The 23,123-nt window shown below is 36.1% G+C and carries 16 protein-coding genes; 9 read left to right on the top strand and 7 right to left on the bottom strand.

What is annotated here, in order from left to right; all coding sequences use genetic code 11:
- Positions 1 to 325: 325 nt before the first annotated feature.
- Complete coding sequence (locus D5R40_RS04455; protein WP_124154277.1) at positions 326 to 1,057, top strand: hypothetical protein; 732 nt, start codon at positions 326 to 328, stop codon at positions 1,055 to 1,057.
- Positions 1,023 to 1,985 carry a mechanosensitive ion channel family protein gene (locus tag D5R40_RS04460; RefSeq protein ID WP_124154278.1) on the top strand — a complete coding sequence of 321 codons (963 nt, stop codon included), beginning with the start codon at positions 1,023 to 1,025 and terminating at the stop codon, positions 1,983 to 1,985. Before D5R40_RS04455 ends, D5R40_RS04460 begins: the two co-directional genes overlap by 35 nt.
- Positions 1,986 to 2,349: 364 nt before the next feature.
- On the opposite strand, the gene D5R40_RS04465 is transcribed toward D5R40_RS04460, so the two are convergent.
- Positions 2,350 to 3,267 (bottom strand): alpha/beta fold hydrolase, encoded by a 918-nt coding sequence (locus D5R40_RS04465; protein WP_124143747.1) that lies wholly within the window; start codon positions 3,265 to 3,267, stop codon positions 2,350 to 2,352.
- A gap of 992 nt (positions 3,268 to 4,259) precedes the next feature.
- Here D5R40_RS04465 and D5R40_RS04470 point away from each other — a divergent pair.
- The 4 genes from D5R40_RS04470 to D5R40_RS04485 all read left to right on the top strand — a co-directional run bounded on the left by D5R40_RS04470 (position 4,260) and on the right by D5R40_RS04485 (position 9,653).
- Positions 4,260 to 4,745, top strand: coding sequence for a hypothetical protein (locus D5R40_RS04470; protein WP_124143714.1), 486 nt, complete (start codon positions 4,260 to 4,262; stop codon positions 4,743 to 4,745).
- A 1,088-nt stretch (positions 4,746 to 5,833) separates the two neighbouring features.
- Positions 5,834 to 7,045, top strand: a complete 1,212-nt coding sequence (locus tag D5R40_RS04475; protein WP_124154279.1) for an NAD(P)/FAD-dependent oxidoreductase — start codon at positions 5,834 to 5,836, stop codon at positions 7,043 to 7,045.
- A gap of 504 nt (positions 7,046 to 7,549) precedes the next feature.
- Positions 7,550 to 8,254 (top strand): HAD-IA family hydrolase, encoded by a 705-nt coding sequence (locus D5R40_RS04480; RefSeq protein ID WP_124143716.1) that lies wholly within the window; start codon positions 7,550 to 7,552, stop codon positions 8,252 to 8,254.
- Positions 8,255 to 9,209: 955 nt separating this feature from the next.
- On the top strand, positions 9,210 to 9,653 hold the full coding sequence (locus tag D5R40_RS04485) for a DUF4332 domain-containing protein (protein WP_124143717.1): 444 nt from the start codon (positions 9,210 to 9,212) through the stop codon (positions 9,651 to 9,653).
- A 399-nt stretch (positions 9,654 to 10,052) separates the two neighbouring features.
- Here the strand turns inward: D5R40_RS04485 and D5R40_RS04490 are convergent, their stop codons facing one another.
- The 5 genes from D5R40_RS04490 to D5R40_RS04510 form a co-directional block, all read right to left on the bottom strand.
- Positions 10,053 to 10,787, bottom strand: coding sequence for a tetratricopeptide repeat protein (locus D5R40_RS04490; protein WP_124143718.1), 735 nt, complete (start codon positions 10,785 to 10,787; stop codon positions 10,053 to 10,055).
- 476 nt (positions 10,788 to 11,263) lie between these two features.
- Complete coding sequence (locus D5R40_RS04495) at positions 11,264 to 12,628, bottom strand: DUF1800 domain-containing protein (protein ID WP_124143719.1); 1,365 nt, start codon at positions 12,626 to 12,628, stop codon at positions 11,264 to 11,266.
- Positions 12,629 to 12,789: 161 nt separating this feature from the next.
- The gene (locus D5R40_RS04500) at positions 12,790 to 15,477 is read right to left on the bottom strand and encodes an ABC transporter substrate-binding protein (RefSeq protein ID WP_124154280.1); all 2,688 of its coding nucleotides are present in this window, start codon (positions 15,475 to 15,477) and stop codon (positions 12,790 to 12,792) included.
- 546 nt (positions 15,478 to 16,023) lie between these two features.
- Positions 16,024 to 17,280, bottom strand: a complete 1,257-nt coding sequence (locus D5R40_RS04505) for a DUF1822 family protein (protein ID WP_124154281.1) — start codon at positions 17,278 to 17,280, stop codon at positions 16,024 to 16,026.
- Between the two features lie 90 nt (positions 17,281 to 17,370).
- Positions 17,371 to 18,732 (bottom strand): hypothetical protein, encoded by a 1,362-nt coding sequence (locus D5R40_RS04510; RefSeq protein WP_124154282.1) that lies wholly within the window; start codon positions 18,730 to 18,732, stop codon positions 17,371 to 17,373.
- A 493-nt stretch (positions 18,733 to 19,225) separates the two neighbouring features.
- Between D5R40_RS04510 and D5R40_RS04515 the strand changes: the two genes are divergently transcribed.
- The 3 genes from D5R40_RS04515 to D5R40_RS04525 all read left to right on the top strand — a co-directional run bounded on the left by D5R40_RS04515 (position 19,226) and on the right by D5R40_RS04525 (position 21,513).
- Positions 19,226 to 19,582, top strand: a complete 357-nt coding sequence (locus D5R40_RS04515) for a hypothetical protein (protein WP_124154283.1) — start codon at positions 19,226 to 19,228, stop codon at positions 19,580 to 19,582.
- Positions 19,583 to 20,091: 509 nt separating this feature from the next.
- Positions 20,092 to 20,289 (top strand): cyclic di-GMP-binding domain-containing protein, MshE-related, encoded by a 198-nt coding sequence (locus tag D5R40_RS43650; RefSeq protein ID WP_124154284.1) that lies wholly within the window; start codon positions 20,092 to 20,094, stop codon positions 20,287 to 20,289.
- 174 nt (positions 20,290 to 20,463) lie between these two features.
- Positions 20,464 to 21,513, top strand: coding sequence for a DUF2207 domain-containing protein (locus tag D5R40_RS04525; protein WP_124154285.1), 1,050 nt, complete (start codon positions 20,464 to 20,466; stop codon positions 21,511 to 21,513).
- A gap of 479 nt (positions 21,514 to 21,992) precedes the next feature.
- Here D5R40_RS04525 and D5R40_RS04530 read toward each other — a convergent pair whose 3' ends face one another.
- Entirely contained in the window at positions 21,993 to 22,613 is a 621-nt protein-coding gene (locus tag D5R40_RS04530) for a TetR/AcrR family transcriptional regulator (protein ID WP_124154286.1), read from the bottom strand.
- Between the last annotated feature and the right edge of the window lie 510 nt (positions 22,614 to 23,123).

A 23,123-nucleotide genomic window follows, 5' to 3' on the forward strand; every position in this document is an offset into this window, starting at 1 on the left:
AGGAGTCAACCCACCCCTCGCCCCTCCCCCTCCCAGGAGGGGAAGGACCGAGTCATAAGTCAGGAGGGAAGAAAGAAGAAGAAACCCCGAGTAGAAGGAGAAAGTTTTTTGGTCGCGTAAAGGTCACGGAGTTCTATCGCGCTCTGATCCGGACATGATATCATACCTCTTTTCACCAACGCCTAATATTTTAATCAGAGTTGACTGTAGATCGAGATAGACAAGTTAATAAATTTCATAATTCTATGCCACCTCACATAAAATTGGTATAATACCCAATACCTAAAACCTAATACCTAACACCTATTATTAGTGAGATAGATTAATGAAAAAAAGAAAAAAATTGATCTTTAGCCATAAATGGCAAGCATTTTGTCTAATGATAGTTGCTTGTACTCTAACGCTATGGGTGTCTCCAGTTAGTTCCCAAGAATCACAAATAGAAACTTCAGCCACAATTGCAGCAATTACTACTGAAGAACCAGAAATTCCTGTCGATGAGCTGAAGCTTTTGCTCAAACCTTTGACTCAGGAGGAATTAGAAGTCGAAGCTAAAGCTTGGCAGAATTTGCTAAAAGCTAAAGTTCAGGAAATTAGCGATGCTGAGATTGCTATCAAACGCAAAAATCGGGAAACCAGAAAATCTGAAGAAGCGGTTGATGCTATAGAAAAAGCTCAGAAATCTCTTGAGGAAGCAGAAGCAAGAAAAAAGAGTGCATCTCCTGGTTCTCCAGAAGCAGAGGAAGCTGAAAAAAATCTAGAAGCGGCACAAAAAGAACTCGCCAAAGCTCAAGAAGCAGTTGAGGAAGCTGTTGAGGTTAAAAAGCAAAGTGAAGGAACTGAGGAAGCTACCGAAAATCTAGAAGTGGTAGCAGAAGCGATCGAAGATGAAGTTAGTAATACAGATGATATTGATAGTCAACAGGAATTAGTAGAGAAAGAAAAACAGTTAGAAGCATTATCACAAAAACTCGAAGATTCTAGTGAAGTCGCATCGGAAGTCAAGACTAAATTGGTCGTTGATGTCACTGAACTTCACTCTTGCCGATCGCTTTGATACTGTTTTGGATGAATTTGAGAGTAAAGGAGGCAAAGCTGAATCTTTCCGTCAATATGTTGAATCTGTTAGTGGTGTCGAGATTGATGTGAGTGATACTGAAGGTTTGTGGTTAAGGATAGCTGGTTGGCTCAAATCAGAAGAAGGTGGTTTACGTTGGGGCAAAAATATTGGTATCTTTTCCGCAATTGTGGCTACTTCTGTAATTGTTGCTGCAATTTTAGGCTTTGTGACTAATAGAAGTCTGCGAATTGTAGGGGGAGTTTCTGACCCTTTGCGTCAATTATTGGTCAGAACTGTGTGGCAAGCAACTGTTGGTGTTGGGGTCTTATTAGCATTGACTGCTTTGGAAATAAATCTTGCTCCAATTCTCGCCTTAGTTGGTGGTACTAGCTTCATCTTGGCATTTGCTTTGCAAACCAATATTGGAAATTTGGCTAGTGGTTTAATGATTATGATCTATAGTCCGTTTAATGTAGGGGATGAAGTAGAACTATGTGGAACATCAGGCTACATTGATTCCATCAGTCTCCCTCATACAAAAATAAAAGGTTGGACTGGTCAGATTATTACAATTCCCAATAACTCTATTTTGAGTAGTGTGGTCGTTAATCATAGTGCTAGAGATACTCGTCGCGTTAGTTTGCAAATTCGGGTTGGTTATAATGAGAATTTGTCTAAAGTTGAGCAATTACTTTTGGATATTTTTAAATCTCATTCTCTAGTATTAGAGGAACCAAGACCAAGTACATTTGCATGGAAATTTGAAGAATACTTCGTCGATCTGTATGTAGGAGGATGGACTAAAACTTCAGATTACTGGCAGGTATATAATGAAACTCTTCATCAAATTAAGGAAAGATTTGCTCAAGAAGGAATCTCTATTCCTATTCCCCAGAAAGATATTCGTGTTCAAGAGTCTACCTAATTATCTTTGAAACCTCAAAAAAATAGTATAGCAGGGAACAGGGAACAGGGAACAGGGAACAGGGAACAGGGAACAGGGGGAAAAACATTTCCCTGTCTGAGGTTCATCATCAGTCTATGTCCTAATCAACTCTTTCTCTGCTATAGTTCTGTAGGGCAATTAAGTATCAATGGGGATAAAAGTGACACTAAAAGAGGATAACGACTGTATTAGGGGCAGGTTGAAAATTACAGCAGTTTTCCTGCACGGTAGACCACAGTAGGGGCGAATGGCCATTCGCCCCTACAAAGTTTTGGTTGTGACGATCTGCTTCAGAGATCGGCAAAAGCGCTGTAACTCAAAACCTACCCCTAAATTAACCAACCTACACTACACCAACTGGAACTTCATCTAACTGTTTCAAGAACTTTTTAATTAACCCAATAGTCACTGCCGGAACTTCCAATTGAGGAGTTAAACCCACATCATCTAATGTTTGAAAAATTCGCACAGCTTGAGGATTCAAATCTGCTAAACGTTGACCTATTTCTGGACCTGTAAACTCCGACTTTTTACCCCAAATAATTGCCGTCGGAATTGTTAATTGACTCATATATAAAGATAAATCAAAACACAAATCTCCTCGCACAAAAGATAAAGCAGCATATTCAGCATTAGGTTGAGTTGCTGACTCTAAATATGCCTCTACAATTTCTTCATAAACTAACTTGGAATTAGCAAATTGTCGGTTTTCTAAAAAAGTTCTAATCCCCCCAGGAGTAGCAACACCACCATTATAAATCAAACGATCTACTACAGGGGTACTCACAAGTTGAGCGAAAAAACTGCGGGTATAATTTTCCCCGAAGTCAGATAAACCTGCGGGAGTTGTCAATATTAGAGACTTGAATAATTCCGGACGGGCGATCGCTACTCTCACCATCATTGCTCCAGTCAGGGAAGAGGCGATAACTCTGGTGGGAGGTTGACAAGTTTGTTCTAAAAATTCGATAATTGTGGTGATATAGTCATCTACTTTGTAATCTAGCGCCTGATGTTCCGAACGCCCCCATCCGATTAAGTCTGGGGCAAGAATGCGGTATTCTGAGGCAAAGGCGGGATAAACTTTTGACCATTCGTAGGCAGATGACCCACCGCCGAAACCGTGAAAAAATACTAGGGTTGGCAAGTCGTCGATGTTGTCGGTGTCAGTTTTCCAAGGTGTTTTTTCGTTGGCGTAGTAGACCATTCTACCGTGAGAGGTGACGATTGATTTTTGTTCAAAACCTAGAGGAATAAACATAGTAATTTTAGATTTTAGAGTTGGCATTAATGTGGAAATATCTTCAGTATAGGATGATTTTTGGGTGATGGTGCATTGTAATATTATGTCCGGTTGAATACTGATAAATAAACGACTTAGGAGTCAGTCCTCAGGAGTCAGGAGGAAAGAAAGAAGCAAGAAGAAGAGGAGGAAAAGGAGAAAGTTTTTTTGATCACGCTCTTATCCGGATTTGATATTGCGGCGTTGGTGAATCAACATAATAATTAATATCATGTCCGGTTGAACAGTTATAAATAAACGACGAAGGAGTCAGGAGACAGGAGACAGGAGACAGGAGGGTAGAAAGAATGAAGAAGGAGAAAGTTTTTTTATCACTAATTATCCGGACATGATATAAGATATTTGGACTAAATGTAATCAACATAAGAATTATGAATACCCTTTTCATTACTTGCTCCCGAACAACCCGTAAACGAAATGATCTGTAGGGATGTTGCATGCAACCTCCCTACCTGTTCCCTCCCTACCTGTTCCCTCCATACCTATTCCCTATTCCCTAAGCACGAAAATCATAGCTAAATTCACTAATGCCGATATTGCTAATGGTTGTTCATCTGATACTAATATCATGTCCGGATGATTAAGTATAATAAAAATGTTTTCCTCTCAATGTTGAAGAAATATCCCAAATTTCCACTCCTATCAAGTCTTCCCTGTTAAATTTACACCTATCACCTAACACCTACCACTTAAAAACTGTATTATCACTAATTAAGCGGACATGATATAAATCCTGTTTAGAAAGAACCTTTATTATAAAGGTAAGGTAAAGGAAAGAAGGGTTAGAAAAGAATTTGAAAATGGTACTTTTGATAACCGGATTTGGTGTGAACTATATCTGTTGGGTTCTTGCGAAACCCAACCTACAGAAGTAAAAATGTTGTTAAGATTAGCAGATTTGAGATTTTTTCTTTTAAGGTAATTATTATTAATGTTATTAGGTCAAACAAATGCAAGTTCAAGAAAATAAGTTTTCCTGGTATGATGTGCCTGAAGATGTCAAAAGTTTATTGATGTTGGCGGTGGAAAATTGGGAAGATACTGAGACATCGGAAAATTATATTAATCAAGCTTTGGCTAAGACTGAAGGAAATCTGGATATTTTGATAGGTGCTTATCGTTATTTTTTCTATAAAAATAATATGAAAATGTCTCTACAATTGGCTGATATGGTAATTAATGAAGTGAAAAAAAGGGAAAATTTACCGGATGATTGGCAGGAGGTAAAAACTATATTAGCTAGTCGAAAAAATGAGCAACAAATTAATCTTTTGATTACAGCTTATGCTGCTTCGGGATTGATTATTGCGAAGATGGGTGATTTGGCAAAAGCTAAGGCAATAAGTGAGGAAGTTCAAGAAATTGATGATAAAAATGATTTAGCAAAAATCTTGTTTGATGTGATTACTAGACCGCCAGATGAAGATGAAGATTAAGGTAATTTACTGGTTAATATTTTGAAGAAAGAAGAAGGTTTTTAGTTATCTAGGAGAAAAGGAATAAGTGGATAGGGATTGTATTATACCAAATATCAAAAGTATTGCTACATCTCCTTGACAGTAGGAAGTAGGCAGTAGGGAGTAGGGTTCAAAGATATAATATATCTTGGCTTAATGCCAAAAAATGTGAAAAACATTACTGAAATATTATTATTATTTAATAACTGAAGTCGCATTGGAAGTATAGCATTATTTTTGGGAATTGGTATTATATCGGCGACTTCGTATCTACAAAGCCCAAGTAATTGTAGATACCCTGTAGGCAGGGTCATTTCATTCTAGATTTTGACAATGAATTTATTGATTTTCAGAAAGCGAAAGATAAATTTCTTAAAGCGAAAGATAAATTTCCTAAAGCTGTAAATAACGTGGTTTCGTCAATACATAAAATGGCACAGTTTAGAATGAAACAGCCCTGCCCTGTAGGCGATGAGGTATTAAAATCAAGAAATAATAGCATAAATTTTTTCTCAACCTAAAGTCAGTAATTAAGTCTGATTTTTTTCTGGTGTATATCCTTTCTAATCATCAGCTATGACCAAAAAAATTAGGTCTCAAACCTCCCCTTTTAAGGGGATAAAAAAGAAAATTCAGCATCTTCAAAGCTTCCTATTACAAAAGGTAATGATAACTGATAACTTAATTAACATCATCAAGACCAATTATATCTCCTTTAATTCTAATATCATCAGAGTTTAAAAATTAAAAATAATCCTCCAATTTCATTGCTCTATACCCTAAGTATTAGAAATATCCAAATCAAAAATTTTATGTTTTAATTATAGAATTATAGTTATTTCAGTTTAGCTTGATACAAGCGCTTCTTACCTTGAAAGAGTTTCATTCTTATTTGAAATGACTATATATCATCCTTGGCTAAACTAAACTGTAGTAGGGGTTAGGCAACTAAGCTCCTAGAAGCTTTAATTATGATCTATGTTTTTTTCTCCTTCCTTCTTCCCTCTTCCTTCCGATATTGCTATCCTATAAAGAAGTAACCTAATATTAACTTCCCCTACTTAACTATGACCGAAAAATCTCAGCGCATTTGTATCCTTGGTGGTGGCTTTGGTGGACTTTATACCGCCCTTCGCCTAATCCAGTTTCCCTGGCAACCGTCAGAAAAACCAGAAATAATTCTGATAGACCAGCGCGATCGCTTCCTCTTTGCCCCACTATTATATGAACTTGTGACCGGGGAATTACAAACCTGGGAAATAGCTCCACCATTTGAAGAGTTATTCACCAACACCAACATTCGTTTTTGTCAAGGCGTTATCTCTGAAATTGATATCAACCAACAACAAGTAAAACTAGAAAACGGTCAAGCATTCAGTTACGACCGCCTCGTTTTAGCTATGGGAGGTGAAACGCCAATGGAAATGGCAAAAGGTGCGGCCGAATATGCAATCCCATTCCGCACCATTGATGATGCTTACCGTCTCCAAGAAAAGTTACGAGTTTTAGAAGCATCAGACCGCGAAAAAATTCGAGTCGCCATTGCCGGGGGTGGTTATAGCGGGGTAGAATTAGCTTGTAAATTAGCAGATCGTTTGCAATACAAGGGGCGAATTAGATTAGTCGAACGCAGCGATATGATTCTGCGAACATCCCCAGAATTTAACCGGGAAGCAGCTTCTCAAGCATTGTCTGAAAGAAATATTTGGATTGACTTAGAAACAGAAATTGAGTCTATTGAAGCTAATCAAATTTCCTTAAAGTACAAAGGGCAAGTTGACACCATTCCTGTAGATATTGTTTTGTGGACAGTGGGTACAAAAGTCGCCCCAGTAGTAAAGTCATTACCATTGAAAAAAAATCAGCGTGACCAAATCATCACCAGTGCAACTCTACAAGTGCAAGACAATACACAAATCTTTGCTCTCGGAGATTTAGCAGACTGCCAAGATGCAGACGGACAAAAAGTACCCACCACTGCTCAAGTAGCGATACAACAATCTGATTATGTTGCCTGGAATATCTGGGCATCTGTAACTGGGCGACCTTTGTTACCATTCCGCTATCAGCCATTGGGTGAAATGATGGCATTGGGACTTGACAACGCGACTCTTACCAGTTTAGGAATTAAACTGGATGGTCAGGTAGCACATTTGGCAAGACGTTTAGTTTATTTGTATCGCTTGCCCACATTGGATCATCAAATGAAAGTTGCTTTCAACTGGATAGTTAATCCTATTCAAGAGGCACTATCAAGTTTTTCAACAACTAATAATTAATCATTAATCATTACCTTTGCTTAAAATCGATAGGATTGGCGAAAAAGATTTTTTGTCTTTATTTCTTCTTCAAAGAAGAGACTTTAAAGCTTAATTATTCCGTAAAGTTTCCTGATGATTAGTTCTTTTTTTCCTTCTAATCATCTTTACATTCATGTTGAACATCACTATCGTGTTTTGTTTATTTGACCCTAAATTTATGATTAAAGACTGGTAGGCAAGGAATATGGAAAAAAAGGTTAAAAAATACTCCCCACCTCCCCATCTCTTTTTAAATAGATCAGGACTTACGCAAAATATAAATATACACAATATGTATGGGTTAACGGCAGTGATGACTACTAAATATGGTTAAATGCGTAAGTCCTGTAGATATTAAATGGGTTCTATATAGCAACTGCCATGACTACTGTTGACTTATGGAATATCTAAAACAAGAGAATATCAACCTTCCTCTTTCTTCTTTCTTCTTTCTTCTTTCTTCTTTCTTCTTTCTTCTTAAATATGACTAAAGTTATTTTACTTGATGCTGTAGGCACTTTATTTGGTGTGCGCGATAGTGTAGGTGAGATTTATCAACAGTTTGCCAGTCAGTGGGGAGTTGATGTTTCGCCTTCTGCTGTAAATGCAGCTTTTTTTGAAAGTTTTAAAATAGCTCCACCGATGGCATTTCCTGGAGTTGAGTCTACTAAAATACCCGAACAGGAATTTGAGTGGTGGTGCGAAGTCGCTACTGCAACTTACAAAAAACTGGGAGTATTTGAGCAGTTTTCTGATTTCAGGAGTTTTTTTAGAGAACTTTACAATCATTTTGCTACTGCTGCACCTTGGTTTGTTTATCCTGATGTGAAACCTGCATTAACTAAGTGGCGCGATCGTGGAATCCAGTTAGCAGTTTTATCTAATTTTGATTCTCGACTTTATCCAGTTTTAGCAGTGTTGAAATTAGCAGATTTTTTTGATCATGTGACTATTTCTACAGAAGTAGGAGCAGCTAAACCTGATCGAAAAATATTTGTCGCTGCTTTACAAAAATGTGGTTGTGCTATTGAAGAAGTTGTGCATATTGGAGATAGTTTAACTGCTGATTATAAGGGTGCAATTAATATAGGAATAAAAGCATTTTTATTAAATAGAAACACGGTTTTACAACCAGAGGAAGATCACTTTGCTACTCTTCTTGATTGTTTTGATTATAGCTTTAGTTAGGTAAATTGAGGGGTCATACCCTCTAATTTAGAACTTTTTCAAGCAATTATTATTATAGTTTATTATAAATTAGATAACAATTATTAAACTGTTATGATCGAGATACAAAATATTGGTATGATTAAATGCAGGATGGTAGAAACCTCCAAAAAGTAGATGTTGACAATATAAATCTGCTCAGTTGGGCAGATTTTTTTTGAGTATTAATACAAGCAAGATAATCTGATATTAAACTTATTTTAAGTAAAAACTTCAAATTAAGCCCAACAAATAATGGCCTTGCTAAAATCTAATGGTAACTAGCTGAAAGTAAAATTGAAAAACTTATGTTTTTCGTTGATACTTAATCTAAAAATCATTACCACTTAGCAATGCCCAAATAATTAGTGAAAATTAGAAGTTTTGCAGCAACTTATTCGATATACTTACAGAGTTACTATAGCTGCCCTCGGCAAGGTTGTATAAAAATATCTGGCAAAAGGGAAACCGGATCTGGGAACAGTAACTGTTGCAACCCTGCGTTGGCAAAAGATACTCCTGGTACCTCACTCCTGTCAGGGGATAGGGATAAAAGTTTTAAGCTTTTATCTATTTTTTGACTTTTTACAAATGATTTACGATTGCTATATATATAGTGGGACTTACACAAAATAGAATAGGCATTTTTAGGGCATTGACGTAATTTCTTTATCTAGACTGACAAGAGCGCCATTTTTTGACCATAAAATGTTTAAGTCCCAATAGTCAAACCCCTCAAAGGCTGAAAAATATTAAGTCTGGTAAATTACCTATAAGCTAAGACTAAGAGACATTTTTGTTTTATATTCTCTGTTTCTTCTATTAGTTAATTGGATATAGCGAATTAATCAAAAGTATAGCATTATTTTTGGTAATTTGTATCAGGTATAGGAGCCATTTATAATTTGCTCAAAGCTGAAAAACAGAAAAAATAAACATGAAAATAACACAAAAAAAACAATCAACAAAATCTCAAAACTGGTGTATTGAAAAATTACCAGGCTTAAGTAAACAACACCAAGAATTACTAATAGAATATGGCATTACTACTACGAGAAAACTACTAGAAATAACCCACACCCCCCAGGAAAAATTCACCCTAGCAAATCAACTACAAATTCATCTTCAATATATCAAGAAATGGGTGGCATTAGCAGACTTAGCTAGAGTTCCTAGTATCGGCTGTCAATACTGTGGACTTCTGCTCCATGCTGGTATTGTTTCAGTTACTCAACTAGCTCAAATACCTATCCACAGGTTGCACCAACAAATCCTAAAATTACAGGTATCAACTATGCAAAGACGTGACCTTTGTCCCACTGTCGATCTGGTTCAAAAATGGATTCAACAAGCTCAATTTTTGGGTGCATATCAATTTTGAATAAAGCCAAAAATTTATCGCTTTTAGGGAATAGGGAACAGGGAATAGACATCTCCAGAAAAGAGGCAACAGGCAACAGGCAACAGGGAGAAATAATTGATAATTTATGGATAATAATTGATTTTATTTTTGATTTTTACCAGATGTCTAATAGGAAAAAAGTATTTTTGCAAATATGAGATGCACCCCAATTTTTATCGTCTGTTTGAAGGAGCGGTACCTGCTTTTGGCAAAGGAGTAATATCAAATCCTGTTGAATACTTATCATATATTTGGGGGTGGGGAGTACAGGAGTAGGGGAGTAGGGGAGATTGAAGGCTTGAAGTAACTGAAGTAATTATAGAATTATAAACATATATTATATAACCTGATTCTATATCAGAAATACCTGATCACGAGCTAGAGAAATAGAAGTAGGGGATTTGATAATTGTTTTTTCAAAGCATCTATTCTAGCTTTATGTTCTTCTATCGTAGTGGGGATAACAAACAAATTTTCTGTATTAGAGGTATCTATTTGAGAATCATTATTTGCTGTTGAATTTTGCAGTGTTTGAGCTTGGTTAAGATATTTGCTAGCTTTCTGATTATCTCCTAATTGAACATAAATCATAGCTAAAGTTTGAAGAGTTTCTGCTTCAGCTTTTGTATCATTTTCTGCTATTTGAATTTTCAGGGTTTCATCGAAGGAGTTTTTAGCCTTTTCTATTTCCCCTAAACTAAAGTAAACCATACCAATTTGACGAAGCATAAAAGCTTGTTGAGTGATATTTTTTAGTTCTCGAAATAGTTGTAATGATTGGTTGAAAGTATCTAGACTTTGTTGTTTTTCTCCAAGGTCAGAGTAAACTATGCCAATAGAAGCTAATACATAAGCTTTTCCTTCTTGATGGTTAAGTTTTTCCCTCAAAGAGAGAACTTGCTGATAATATTCTAGAGATTTTTGATAGTTACTTAAGGAATAGTAAACTAAGCCAATCATATTAAGAGAATTAGCAGCTTTTACCTCATCACCTGCTATTTGATATAGTTTTGCTGCCTCTTGAAATTTTTCTATTGCTTTTTGTTGAGATTCTGCTGTTTGTTGTTTAAAAAGTTGGAGACCTTCTCGATCAGCTTTTTGAGCAGCATCCAAATTTGAGTCTTTTGTTTCTGTCTTTTGAGTAATTAGGGGGCAGGAAGAAGGAAGAAGGAAGGATAAATTGACTTCCTGTCAAGATAGTTGTCGTAGATAAGGCTAAAGTATTGTGGTAAATTTGAGCAATTAATTTATGTATTGTTTTTCAATTATACATATTTACCTATTTTACCTATGAGCATAATTTTTCTACTATTGTATCTCAAGAAAATTTTTGCTTTCCTAGTTTCGTTTAAAGTAGAGAGCGTAAATATACAGAAAATTCCAACTTTCAAATCTTCTTCCTTCTTCCTTCTTCCCTCTTCCTTCTTCAATGTCTATGAAGTACAGATATTAACAATTAAATGTTTCCAGTGCGGGCATCTTGCCCGCTATGGGTGTAGCTCCAAGGTGGAATTTGCCCTCTTCCTTATCAGAAAATATCTACTTTTTCCCTATTCCTTCTTCCCTCTTCCTTCTTCCCTATTCCTTCTTCAATACCTCATAAATTCAGGACTACCAAAAATTAATGCTGCCCTCAATTCGGGAGAACTATTTTCAATTACTGTGCGAGTTTGAGCAGAAAAGTTATTACCCAAAGTCGCCATTAATTTTTCCGCACTAATAGGTTTACCTCTACCCAATAAACCACCAGATAAAGGTACGGCTAAACTACTACGTCGAATCATTGTATCTGAACTTAACCATGCTTCTTTCGTATTTTTATAACCGTCAGGAGTAACACAACCATAAAGAGGCATTCCTAACTGGTCTAAAATCCCATTAATAGGTCGAAAATTATCAACTTCGTTACCAATAGCTCTCATGGCAGAAGCTACAAAATGATAAGGATTTTTAAACTTACTATTGTGTGTTTCTACTTGCCAAAATTCTGAACTATTGAAGAGAGTTTTTAATACCTCAGAAATATCTCCTTCACTCTCTAAAAAAATCTGAGCTAAAGTTTTAACTAAAGATTCTGGCGGTTGGTCTAACACAAAAGTTTGAGCTAATTTATAACTAATATGTTTAGCTGTGGCAGGATGGTTAGCCAAAATATCTAAAGCAATTTCACCTTCAGCAATACCATTTTCTTTAATTGTTTGTCCGAGAAAAAATTTATCCCCCGGTTCGTGACGTTTTTCATCAAAGAAAAATCCATCTACATCTTCAGCTCTTTTAGCATTAGGAGGTAAACCCCAACCAGTAAAAATCTTTGCTAAAGCAATAATATCATCTTGAGTATAGCCTCCATCCACACCTAAAGTATGTAATTCTAATAATTCTCTAGCATAATTTTCATTGATTTTTCCCTGATGACTCCGCCAATTATCCAAATAAATTAACATCGCTGGATGATGAGCAGTAGCACCTAATAATTCTCTAAATTTTCCCAAAACATGAGGTCTAATTGCCTGCTGTTCGTAAGAGCTAAAATATAAACGATTTAATCCTTGACGACCAAAAACATTAAAGTGATTGTACCAAAAATCTACCATTACTTCTTCTAAGTGACGCGGACTTTCTAGAGTGCGCAGAAAACGTCCTTTAGTAGCTTGTAAAAATATTTTTTGTTCAAAACGTCCTTTGATTCTATTTAATCCTCTCTGGTCTAATTTTAATTCTTTTCCCTGTTGCTGAAGTTGTTGTAATTCTGTGATTATTTCACCAGGTTTTAGAGGCAATGTATCGAGATATTCTAGCTTTTTAGTTAATAGTTTTGGGTAGGGAATAGAATCAGGTTGTAATTGAGATTGAATATAAGCTTCTACACCAATATTTTTAATCTTTTCAATTTGCCCAGGAGTTGGTCCGAAACTAAGTCGATTAATTAGGTGTAAAATTTTAATATCAGTCATTTCAGTTATCAGTTATCAGTGGGGTAATATAATTTCCTTGATTGTCATAAAATGCGTAGGGGTGAATAGTCATTCACCCCCACAATATAGACTCTTATCTTTAATACTAAATAATACTGATGCTACCGGATTAGATATAACACACTTATCGGAAAATAATATTATTTAGAAATCGAACAATTTAACCCTGCATCTTCAGGTTTTGAATACTTCTCAGGAATAAATACGAAGTTAAACACTTGATTATCACAACGAACAACCTTAACTAACTCCAGGGGGTGTTTTTTGCGATCGCCAGTCCTCGGTTGAAATGTAATTTCTCCTGTTACCCCATCAACGCGGAAATTTTCACCTGCCAATATCTTCTTAATTTCCCGACGATGTTTTTCCCCATTTTCCTCAATTCCTTTGATTAGCACCTGAGCAGCATCATAACTCAAAGCTGTACGATCGCTAACAGGACCTCCCCACAATTCTTTAGCAGTCTTAGCAAAATTATCTTTGGGATTGTTCAAATGATGCCAATTAACGGTGACCATAAGTTTTTCCAAGAGTTGGGGTTGACCAATCTCTAGGGTTTTGGGACTGTAAATTGAGGAATCACTAACTATCCAGTTTTGACCATCATTTTCTTCGATGATTTTCAGAGCATGAGCAAAGGAATCAGTCACTTGCCCATCTGGGACAAGAACAATAGCTGATTTACCATATTTTCTGACTTTTTGGATAGCATTTTTAGCATTAAAATTAGGCCGAGAAATATCAAATGAATCAATGAGATATCCTCCTTTTTCTGAGAGTTTTTGTTTAAAATGTTTTTTGTAATCACTAGAATAGGGACTAGCAGGGTTATAAAAAATTGTAGCTTTGTTTTGATTAATTTTATTCATCAAGACATCAACCATTGCTTCTGCTCGAAGATGATTAGTTGCGATAATTCGGAAGAAAAATTTTCGAGGTTGGTCTGTGAGTTCAGATGTGGCCGCACCAGGAGAAACTGATACTAATTGATTTTGGTTATATATATCTACAGTTGCCATCGTCATCTCACTAGTCCAAGAAGCAATAACACCTAAAATATCTGACCGTTTGACCAGGGTTTGGGCAACCTTCTTCGCCTGAGTCTCTAAGTTAGCATCATTAGCAATGATAATTTTCAAACCTTTTCCATTCAAGCTTTTCGAGTCTAGAAAATTTGCACCCGGTAAAGTCAAATTAGAGGATTTTTTCTGATTGAATAAACTCAAGTTAACTTCTGTTTGTGCTTGAGCTACTCCCCGCAAGAGTTCTTCAGCGATTTCTGCATTACTCACCTGACCCGTTTCATCTTGTAAAACTGGAACTACAACTGCAATAGTATGGTAATCAACACCTGTCGCTTCTAAAAGAGCATTATTGAGATATATTAAAGTTTCTGGCTCTCTTCTTTCTGTCTTCCAGCTTTCCTGGAAATTTTGAGCTGCCTCCCAATAACTTTTTTTGGTGACAAAACAATCACTCCATTGTTGTCGAATATGACTATACCAAATAGGTAGAAAATGATTCAATGGTTTTTGGCATTCGGCAACTGCATCCACACCCCTTTGTTTGTCTCGTGGTTGAAATAGTTTTACCAGAATTTCCTCACCTTTACTGATGTTATCTCCAAGGGTTTCAGGTTGAGGATAAAACCAACGACAAATTCCCAAAACACCAACGGTCGTCAAGAAAAACAGAATTATGTGCTTGGGTTTTATTGGAGGTTCAGGTTCAGGTTGAGGCCAATATAGTTCAGGTGTCGCAGGATTTTGGATGAGTACAGGGAGTCTAGATGCTCTTGGATAAAACAATTCATTAGGAATAGCAATTTCCAGTTGTTGCAAACGTGTCCGTGCTTTTCTAACAGAGGTGTGTAGAGGTTGCCCTTGCGTAAATTCTTCCAGGAAATATTGTAAAAAACGCCGTGCTACTAGATCGGGAACGGGTTCTCGCATCACAATCAAATGGGGAATATTAAAATCAGCTAAATATTCAGCAATACCCAGTCCATCACAGGAATTAAAAATTGCCAGCTTTACTTTTGAGGCAGCTTTCCTCAGAGCTTCTCTCAAAAGATCGATTGATAAATTTAAGGCATGATCGACATGAATAGTCTGACCAGAACTGTGCCCAGCATAAAAAATAATATCCCAATTTCCGAGCCAAAGAGTATCAAATAGTTCTTGAGGAGTCAGAGAATTTCCTCTCGCTGGAATAGAGGTAATTCTTGCCCCATATCTATTTAAGTTTTCAATCAGTTCCCGATCCTGTTGCAGTTGTAATCCCCCCTCATCGCTACCAAAAATTGCCAGAATGTGAATCGGTTTTTGCAACGTTTCTGTTGGTCGATTATATCTAGACAAGAGGGCAAATTCTGCCTGGGGTAAAAAATACGGTTTCTCAAATAAATCCCAATAATCCCAGGATAATTTACGCAGATAATCATTTGATGTATCGATGATAACTCGTACTGATTCATTTGTAGTTCTATATTGAAGTTCTCCTATAATTCGCGCTGTTATAGCTCCAAAGATAGGTTGCCCCAACCAATTTCTGACATTAGATTCTAGGGTCAGAGTAGCATTTTGACACTCTTCTAAAATGCAGACGTTGGTAGTTTGCCCATCTGGTATCTTTATCCCTCGACCTCCCAACTTAGTATAAATGTTTCTCCATTCGTCATAAACTCTAGGAAAATCAGGGTTAGGGGGCAATTGAGGACACTTGCCTTCTCTGGCAATGATTCTACCATCTTGCCAAAACTCCAGGGAAACAGGAAAACCTAATTCAAAACTGCCTTCTTCTATTTTGATAACAACTTTTCTAGTCATTATTCTTAATTCATTGTTATAGTTTTAATATTATATTCGTTTCAATAGACTTCTCCAAAAATTGCTCTTTGTAGGTTGGGTTGAGGAGACGTTAGCGCCAGCTTATCCGTTAGGATAAACCCAACACCAAATCTCAATGTCACAAGGATTTTATATTGTCAAACTTCTAAGATTTAGTACTATATTCTTGAAAATTGCTCTTTGTAGGTTGGGTTGAGGAGACGTTAGCGCCAGCTTATCCGTTAGGATAAACCCAACACCAAATCTCAATGTCACAAGGATTTTATATTGTCAAACTTCTAAGATTTGTAGGAGTTCTAGTGAGGTATAGTCCTGGAAATCCCCCCTAACTCCCCTTGAGAAGGGGGGAACTGGAAGTCCCCCTTTTTAAGGGGGATTTAGGGGGATCATCTATGTACCTCATCAGGCTGAAAACCTCTATAAGTCCTGATTTGCTACTACTATTCTTCTTGCAGACCAATATTTTTAGACATTGTTGTTGGGTTGCGCTACCGCTTAACCCAACCTACCATATCCTTTATGTAATCAAATTATGAAATCCTTTGTCACCGTGGCAGAATTAAGGCTAACTTGAAGACTAAAGCGATCGCCTGGATCGGCGGTAAATTTGAACTGAATATAATCATCTCTTTCTCTAGCACGAATTTCAAATAAAGATTCTCCCATTTCATCTAAACCAATGAGTTTTAAATTTGCTGGTAAAAAACGTTGGTCTTGGAGAGGATAAACTCTAGAAAGAACAGCAAATCTTTGGTTTGGTTTTGGTAAAATTGCTATCATCAATGCCACTGGAACTCCTGCTAGTTGCATTCCTAGATCGATAGCGCGACGTACACCTGCTGCTGGGTGACTAGGGTCAATTTCCCACAACAATTCGGCAATTTGCCAGCGAGTTTCTTCATCTTCTGTTGTTTGTAAAATATTTACTAGAGCTTGATTTACTTCTGTCTCTGAGAGTTCAGGTTGAGATAAATCTGCCTGTGTTTTGTCTCTTTGTTTTTGAGTCATTTGGAATTGTTTAAGAAATTTTTTAACTACTTTGGGAGATAATTTTTCTGTTGTTTTATCTAAACTGAAAGCCATTTGTATAATCGGTTTACGATTTCCTATAAGTTCTTCCACTGGTTGCCAACCTTCTCTCAAAATACCTTCTAACCAACTTGTTAATTTTTCCCAATATTTTGATTCAGTCAAGGTATTTTCTGGGATTTTAATAGCTACTGGACTCAAATATTTAAGATTTAAAATTAAGTGACTGGAGTCAGAATTTAGTTCAGGCAAAGAAAGTTGATAATTTCCTATTTTGTTTTTTTGTAAAGACTGATTTATTAATTTATCATATCGTATAAATCCAATTATAACAGCTTCTTCTTCCTCTACTAAAACCTGTATTACTATATAGAAATGAGCAGCAAAATCTGGGGAATTAATCATTTTTTCGGGAATTTCAATTCCTTCATTTACTATACTCTCATTTGTCAGTAAGCAAACTTTAAATCCGCCGACTTGCAGATTACTCATTGGTTCTGAACTGATAATTTGATTAGCTGGCAGAGATTCAATTTGATTATCTAATGTTAAATGCCGATCGCTCAACCTTCTTTTTAGTGCGAATAAACCCAAAATTTTCAAATAAGCTTGCCATTTTTGGGCTTCATTATTAAATTTACCACTCAAGAGAGTTGCTTGCTGAAAATCTTCAGGTTCTAAATCAATAGTTTCTGAGTGCAATTGTCGGTAATACTGTCTGTTTGTTTGCCCATAATTAGAACAAATATTCATATTTTTCTCCGGTTTGTTGTTGTAATTTAAAATTTGCTTTTTGTGGAAAATGCAATAATTAATGTAGTTATTTTAATATTTATTATTCTGTCAAATAGGCTGACGATATTCAAGATAATAGCGCATTTTTTGAGCGAATAAACTTGTCATTTTTTGGTATTTCTTTGCTGTAGAAATTTCCTTAGCTGCCTCTAGAAAAACGGTTTCATCTAAATAACGACTTAATAGTTCAATTAAAGAATCAAAAGCATTTGGATCTAAAACCCCTTGATTTGAATTTAACTCTGCTTGATTCAACAAAATCTGGAGCAATTGCTCCATTACTTGTTCTCGAATTTGCTTCAGCAATTGCTTGAGTTTTAAAATTCGACTAACTTGAGATTGATTATTCATATTTAATTGTTTAGCTACTTCACTTTGAGATTTCTTTTCACAATAAATTAGTCGTAAACTAGGTAAAAAATGAGGAGCAAATTCACTATACCAAGCACTTTTTTGTAGTTTCTGCAAACGTTGATAAAGCACTCCCTCAATAGCATCCATAATAGCTCGATCGCGATGTTCGTCTAGAAATTCAAGTTCCATTGCTGAAGCATTAGAGGGTGGTGAAATCTCAGTTGGATTTAATATTTGTTCCTGTATAAACTGAGCAATAGTTTTCAATTGTTCGAGTAGTTCATCTGAAGAATTATATATAATTCTCCTTTGACAAAGGCGATCGCGCATTTCCTGAAGTTGAGACTCAGAAGGTTCAGGACATTTGCCCCTTGCACCCTGTTCTCGTCTGTCACGGCGATATACCCCATGAAATGCTTCTACCACATCCCGTTCTTGAGGTGAAAGAGTTTCCATTTGGTAACGCTTAATCTCATTTAGTTTTCCCCAAGGAGTAGTTAAAGATAAACCAAATTCCACCCATAACGTTCGAGTTAGTTCTGGGTGGCGACGGGTAAGTAAATAAGTCCAATTCCAGAGTCCAGCTTTATCAGGATTGAATGTTCTCAAAATGTGCGCCCAAAAATAGGGGTAAGAAGACTGAGAGTTTTCGCTAACTTCCTGAAAGTTCTTGATTTTACCATCATCAGTGAGTACCAGGTACAACAAGTCTAAGTGGGAAAAACCATAGCGATCGCCAAATTGTTGAGCTAATTTTTGACAAGCATGAACAATAGCATGGGAAATGTAACAACGCAAACAAAGTCCTGCTCTTATACTCCAGGAGTTAGAAGAAGCAGAATTTTGAGATAGAAAGTGAGATAGCAAAGTAGCTTGAATTTTTCGGTCATCTTGGGAGGAGACTTCTTTGAGTTCAGCAATAGATGGAAACCAGGTTTGAAATTGTTGTTGAACAGGCAATAGTAAGTCCTCTCGATATCCCTTCTGATAACCAGACACATCATAGCTAGTTAAATCAATTTTGCATAATGTCCAGTAGTTCTTGCTGAGAACCATTTGTCTCCCCCCTATATTCCTCCACAGTATTATTCAAGATTATTGAATCAGTATTTACGCTGATTAGCATTCAAAATTCATTCTCCTAAAGGTTCTATTTTACTCTAGTCCCTGATGATTTGAACTTATGCACTTTTGAGAAATATTTTACAGAACTTGCATAAGTTCTCTCTGACAAGATCTAGTAGGTAATGAACAGACCACATAAATTAAGGTAGAACATAAATGATTATGAAAATAAACTTGCCAAAAACCAAACCTAGACTTTCAATTAGTAGATTTTTGCCAATACCTATTTTCCGCTTGGGAATAATTTCACTGATTTTTTTCCCTTTTTTATTACTGAGTAGTTGTGGAATGATAAGTACCCTGGAAGATGTAATAGACATCTCCAGAAAAGAGGGAACAGGGAACAGGGAACAGGGAACAGGGGGGAGTAATTGATAATTTATGGATAAGAATTGATTTGATTTTTCATTTTTGGAGAAGTCTAATGGAATTATCAGAAGTTCTCAGCAAAAATTATCCAGGAGGAGCTGGTGTATCTTTTAATATTAGAAGCAGTAATCACTTAGGTGTTGATTTGACAAATGACGTTAACTATATCAGAAGTTTAGAAATCACTTTTACTGATAAAAGTTGGGATAATTTGACAGAACAAAAACTTCAAAATATTGCTGAAAATACAGTTAAGTTAGTTAATCAAGAATATCCCAAACTAGCTGATGCAGATTATATATATGTAATCTTTATGTATCAAGACCAAAACTCTAATGTAAATCCTATTATTTATAGTAGTTTTACATTTCAAAAAGCAGAAAATTGTTTTCAAATAAAGAAGACCAAATAAAGCTAGATATAATAATTGAAATAAAAATATTCAAGTTTCCAAATGGGAGAGTGATGTTTAATTGTCACAGCTATAAACAAAATAGTTAGTTTTATTGTGAATCTACTTGCCAATGGTTAATTTTTTGGCAAACTTTTCGTTTAATAAATTATTGATTTGATAGTCTAACGATTGATAAATAGTTGTGTTCGATTGATTCATAAGATTTAAAATTTAAAGCTTCATCAACTAACTTCATTTTTATTATAGTCTCTGATGATTTGAACTTATGCACTTTTGAGAAATATTTTACAGAACTTGCATAAGTTCTCTCTGACAAGATCTAGTAGGTAATGAACAGACCACATCAATTAAGGTGAAACACGATAACTAACTTCATTTTTATTATAGTCTCTGATGATTTGAACTTATGTACTTTTGAGAAATATTTTACAGAACTTGCATAAGTTCTCTCTGACAAGAGCTAGTAGTTAATGAACAGACCACATCAATTAAGGTGAAACACGATTATGAAAATAGGTGAAATTTTAATCCGAAGACAATTAATTTCGCAAGTTCAACTAAACCAAGCAATAGACATTCAGACTTCATTGCATATGAAACTAGGAGAACTTTTAATGTTCCAAGGTTGGATCCAACCACAAAATTTAGAAGAAGCTTTAAATGAACAATATTGGAGGGAAAATGGTTATTGGATAATTGACTAAGCATCAATTTAAGATTAACAATTTCTCTACTTATCAAGGAATAATTATGATTTTTCAGACTTATTGATCTCTGAAATATTGTATTTATGCAAATATTGTGGAGATCAATACACTGAATTTTATTTTGTCTTGATTTGCAACCAAAGTTTTCACTTCGACTCAGGAAAAGAAAAAATGAATGAATTACCAGTTTTGATTGAACCATACTCTCAAAAAAAATCCCGATTTAAACTACGAAAAATATTAACTTTTTTGGTAGCAATATTGATTGGTTTATCTCCAGCATTACAAACCATTGCTCAGGGAACTTCTCCTTTTTACTGGGATTTTATCAATGTTGAAATAGATGTGCAAAAAAATGGAGATATGCTGGTCAGCGAAACCCAGAAATATGTATTCACCCAACCCCATACAAACCAACGATATCGATATATTCCACTCGATAAAGTAGATAAAATTACTGATGTTACAGTTTGGGAAAATCAGGAACAGATTCCTAGCAAAACTGGAATCAAAAATAACCAGATATGGATTAAATGGCAACATCAACTCAATGCTCCTGAAGCACATACTTTTGTATTGAAATATCGAGTAATTGGTGGTTTACATATTAATGAGAGTGGAGATAAGGTTTACTGGAAAGCAATATTTGCTAACCGGAGTGCTGTGATTAAGAATGCCAAAATAATAGTCCGACTGCCGGAGGTTTTATCAGAAAAAATTGAAACATATAAAAGTTTTGGAGTGCCAACTAACGCTAAAAAAATCAATTCAACAACTGTAGAATTTGTAGCTCAAAAACCGATTCCACCACAAGAAGAAATAGAAGTTATGGTCCTATTTCCTCATAATATTCTTGATGTTTCAAAAGCAAATTGGCAGGGCACTCAACTACATTTGCAGGGCACTCAACTAATTAGTTTTCCTTTTTCAGTATTATTAGGAGGCGTAATATCTGTATTATTAGGCATAATATTTGAGCTGCCTCCACTATTGATAGTGATAATGTTTTTATTGCTCGTCGTGGGTCTTGTTAATAGTAGTAGTAGTAGTGGAAGAGGTAGCATCACTCGCGGTGGCGGTGGCGGCGCTAGTGGCCCTGGTGGCCCTGGTGGCCCTGGTGGCGGTGGCTGTGGTGGTGGCGGCGGTGGCGGCGGCGGTGGTGGCGGTGGCGGTGGCTGCGGTGGCGGTGGTGGTGGTTGTGGTGGCGGTGGTGGTGGATAGTATCAGTTGAACAATTAGGACTACTACCCATTAACCTCACTATATAACGAAATGTTGATGTACCTCATACCCTTGAGATTGCTTACTTCCACTCCGTTCCAGTCGCAATGACGTAGTTGTAAATTTTCCCACTACTGAACCATTCTCAATATGGCCATAACCACCACCCCCCACTAATACTAAATCCGCTTACCATAATTAAACTTTTGTAAATCTTCTCCTAAAAAGACTGTAGGGACGTTCCATGGAACGTCCCTACAATGGTTTGACAAAAAGCTGATAATTGCTGGAATTATCCGCTTTTTGTAAATCTTCTCCTAAAAAGACTGTAGGGACGTTCCATGGAACGTCCCTACAATGGTTTGACAAAAAGCTGATAATTGCTGGAATTATCCAATACTTAAAATTTATAGTAGTCACCAGAGCGGTTAGGACTTTCTCGCACTTCTCAAATTTAGTTCGTGCTGCAAGTTTAACTTCTAACTTCTAACTTCTGCTAAAACACCATTCAGGAAAATATCAGCTAACCCCTCTGCCATTTCCTGCATTGCTTGAGGGGTAGCATCAGGATCTAATAACGTTTTTTGACTAAAACCAGCGATCGCAAACATTCCTAAAAATACCCGCGCTACAATTTTCGGATTCATTTGTCGATATACACCCCGCTCCATTGCTGTTGTAAAAAAAGCCTCCGTTACGTCAGTCATTTTCTCAATAACTTCCGATTGAATTTTATCTCTCAATTCTGGATGAAACTGCGCTTCTAAGAAACAGACTTTCATCATATCTGCATTGTGATTAATATTTAACATCCGGCGACGCATCACTTGTGCCACAGCTTTATAACTAGACATCTCACTTAATTCTGTCAATAAATCTGTGAGAATTTCAACCCAACCTTCCGTAGCTAACTCAATCAAAATCGCTTTTTTATTAGTAAAATGACGAAACAAAGTACCCTCTGCAACTCCTGCCTTCTTTGCCAAATCGCGAATTGTAGTACCATCATATCCAGATTTAGCAAACAACTTTTGAGCTGCTTGTAATATCTTAGTTCGTGTCTGTATTTCCGAAGTTGGTAACTTAGTTAAAACTTTCATAATAGTTAAAATTTTTATTTTACTTTAATCAGTTGTAGCGTTATGATTTAGCAATTTAAGCATTAATTAACAAAGATTTTAGGTAGTGGTGCATTAGACCTCTGGTGAAAAAGATATAGATTTTTTGCAGGAGTAGGCAACAGACAACAGGCAACAGGCAACAGGTAAGATATTTTTACGAAAAAGGATTTTTTATGGTAAATTTTTCTTTCCTTAGCTGATCTAATTAAAAGGTTTCTTTATTTTCCACCAGATGTCTATTGTAATGGTATAGCTAGTGGGAGCATCTTGCTCCCGTTCTAGGTGTTGCTTGTCTCCACTTACCATTACGACTGCTGGACTACCAGATTTTATACATATTTAGGAAAAAAAAGATTTACAGCAGATTTCATCAGGCGTGAGGTATAGCAATGAGCGCTGGTATATTTACAAATTGCAGGAGAGGCCAAATAGCTAAAAGTCTTATATTATCGGCAATTTCTTCCCCCTGTTGCCTGTTGCCTGTTGCCT

The sequence above is a fragment of the Okeania hirsuta genome (assembly GCF_003838195.1).
In the GTDB taxonomy this organism is placed as follows: domain Bacteria; phylum Cyanobacteriota; class Cyanobacteriia; order Cyanobacteriales; family Microcoleaceae; genus Okeania; species Okeania hirsuta.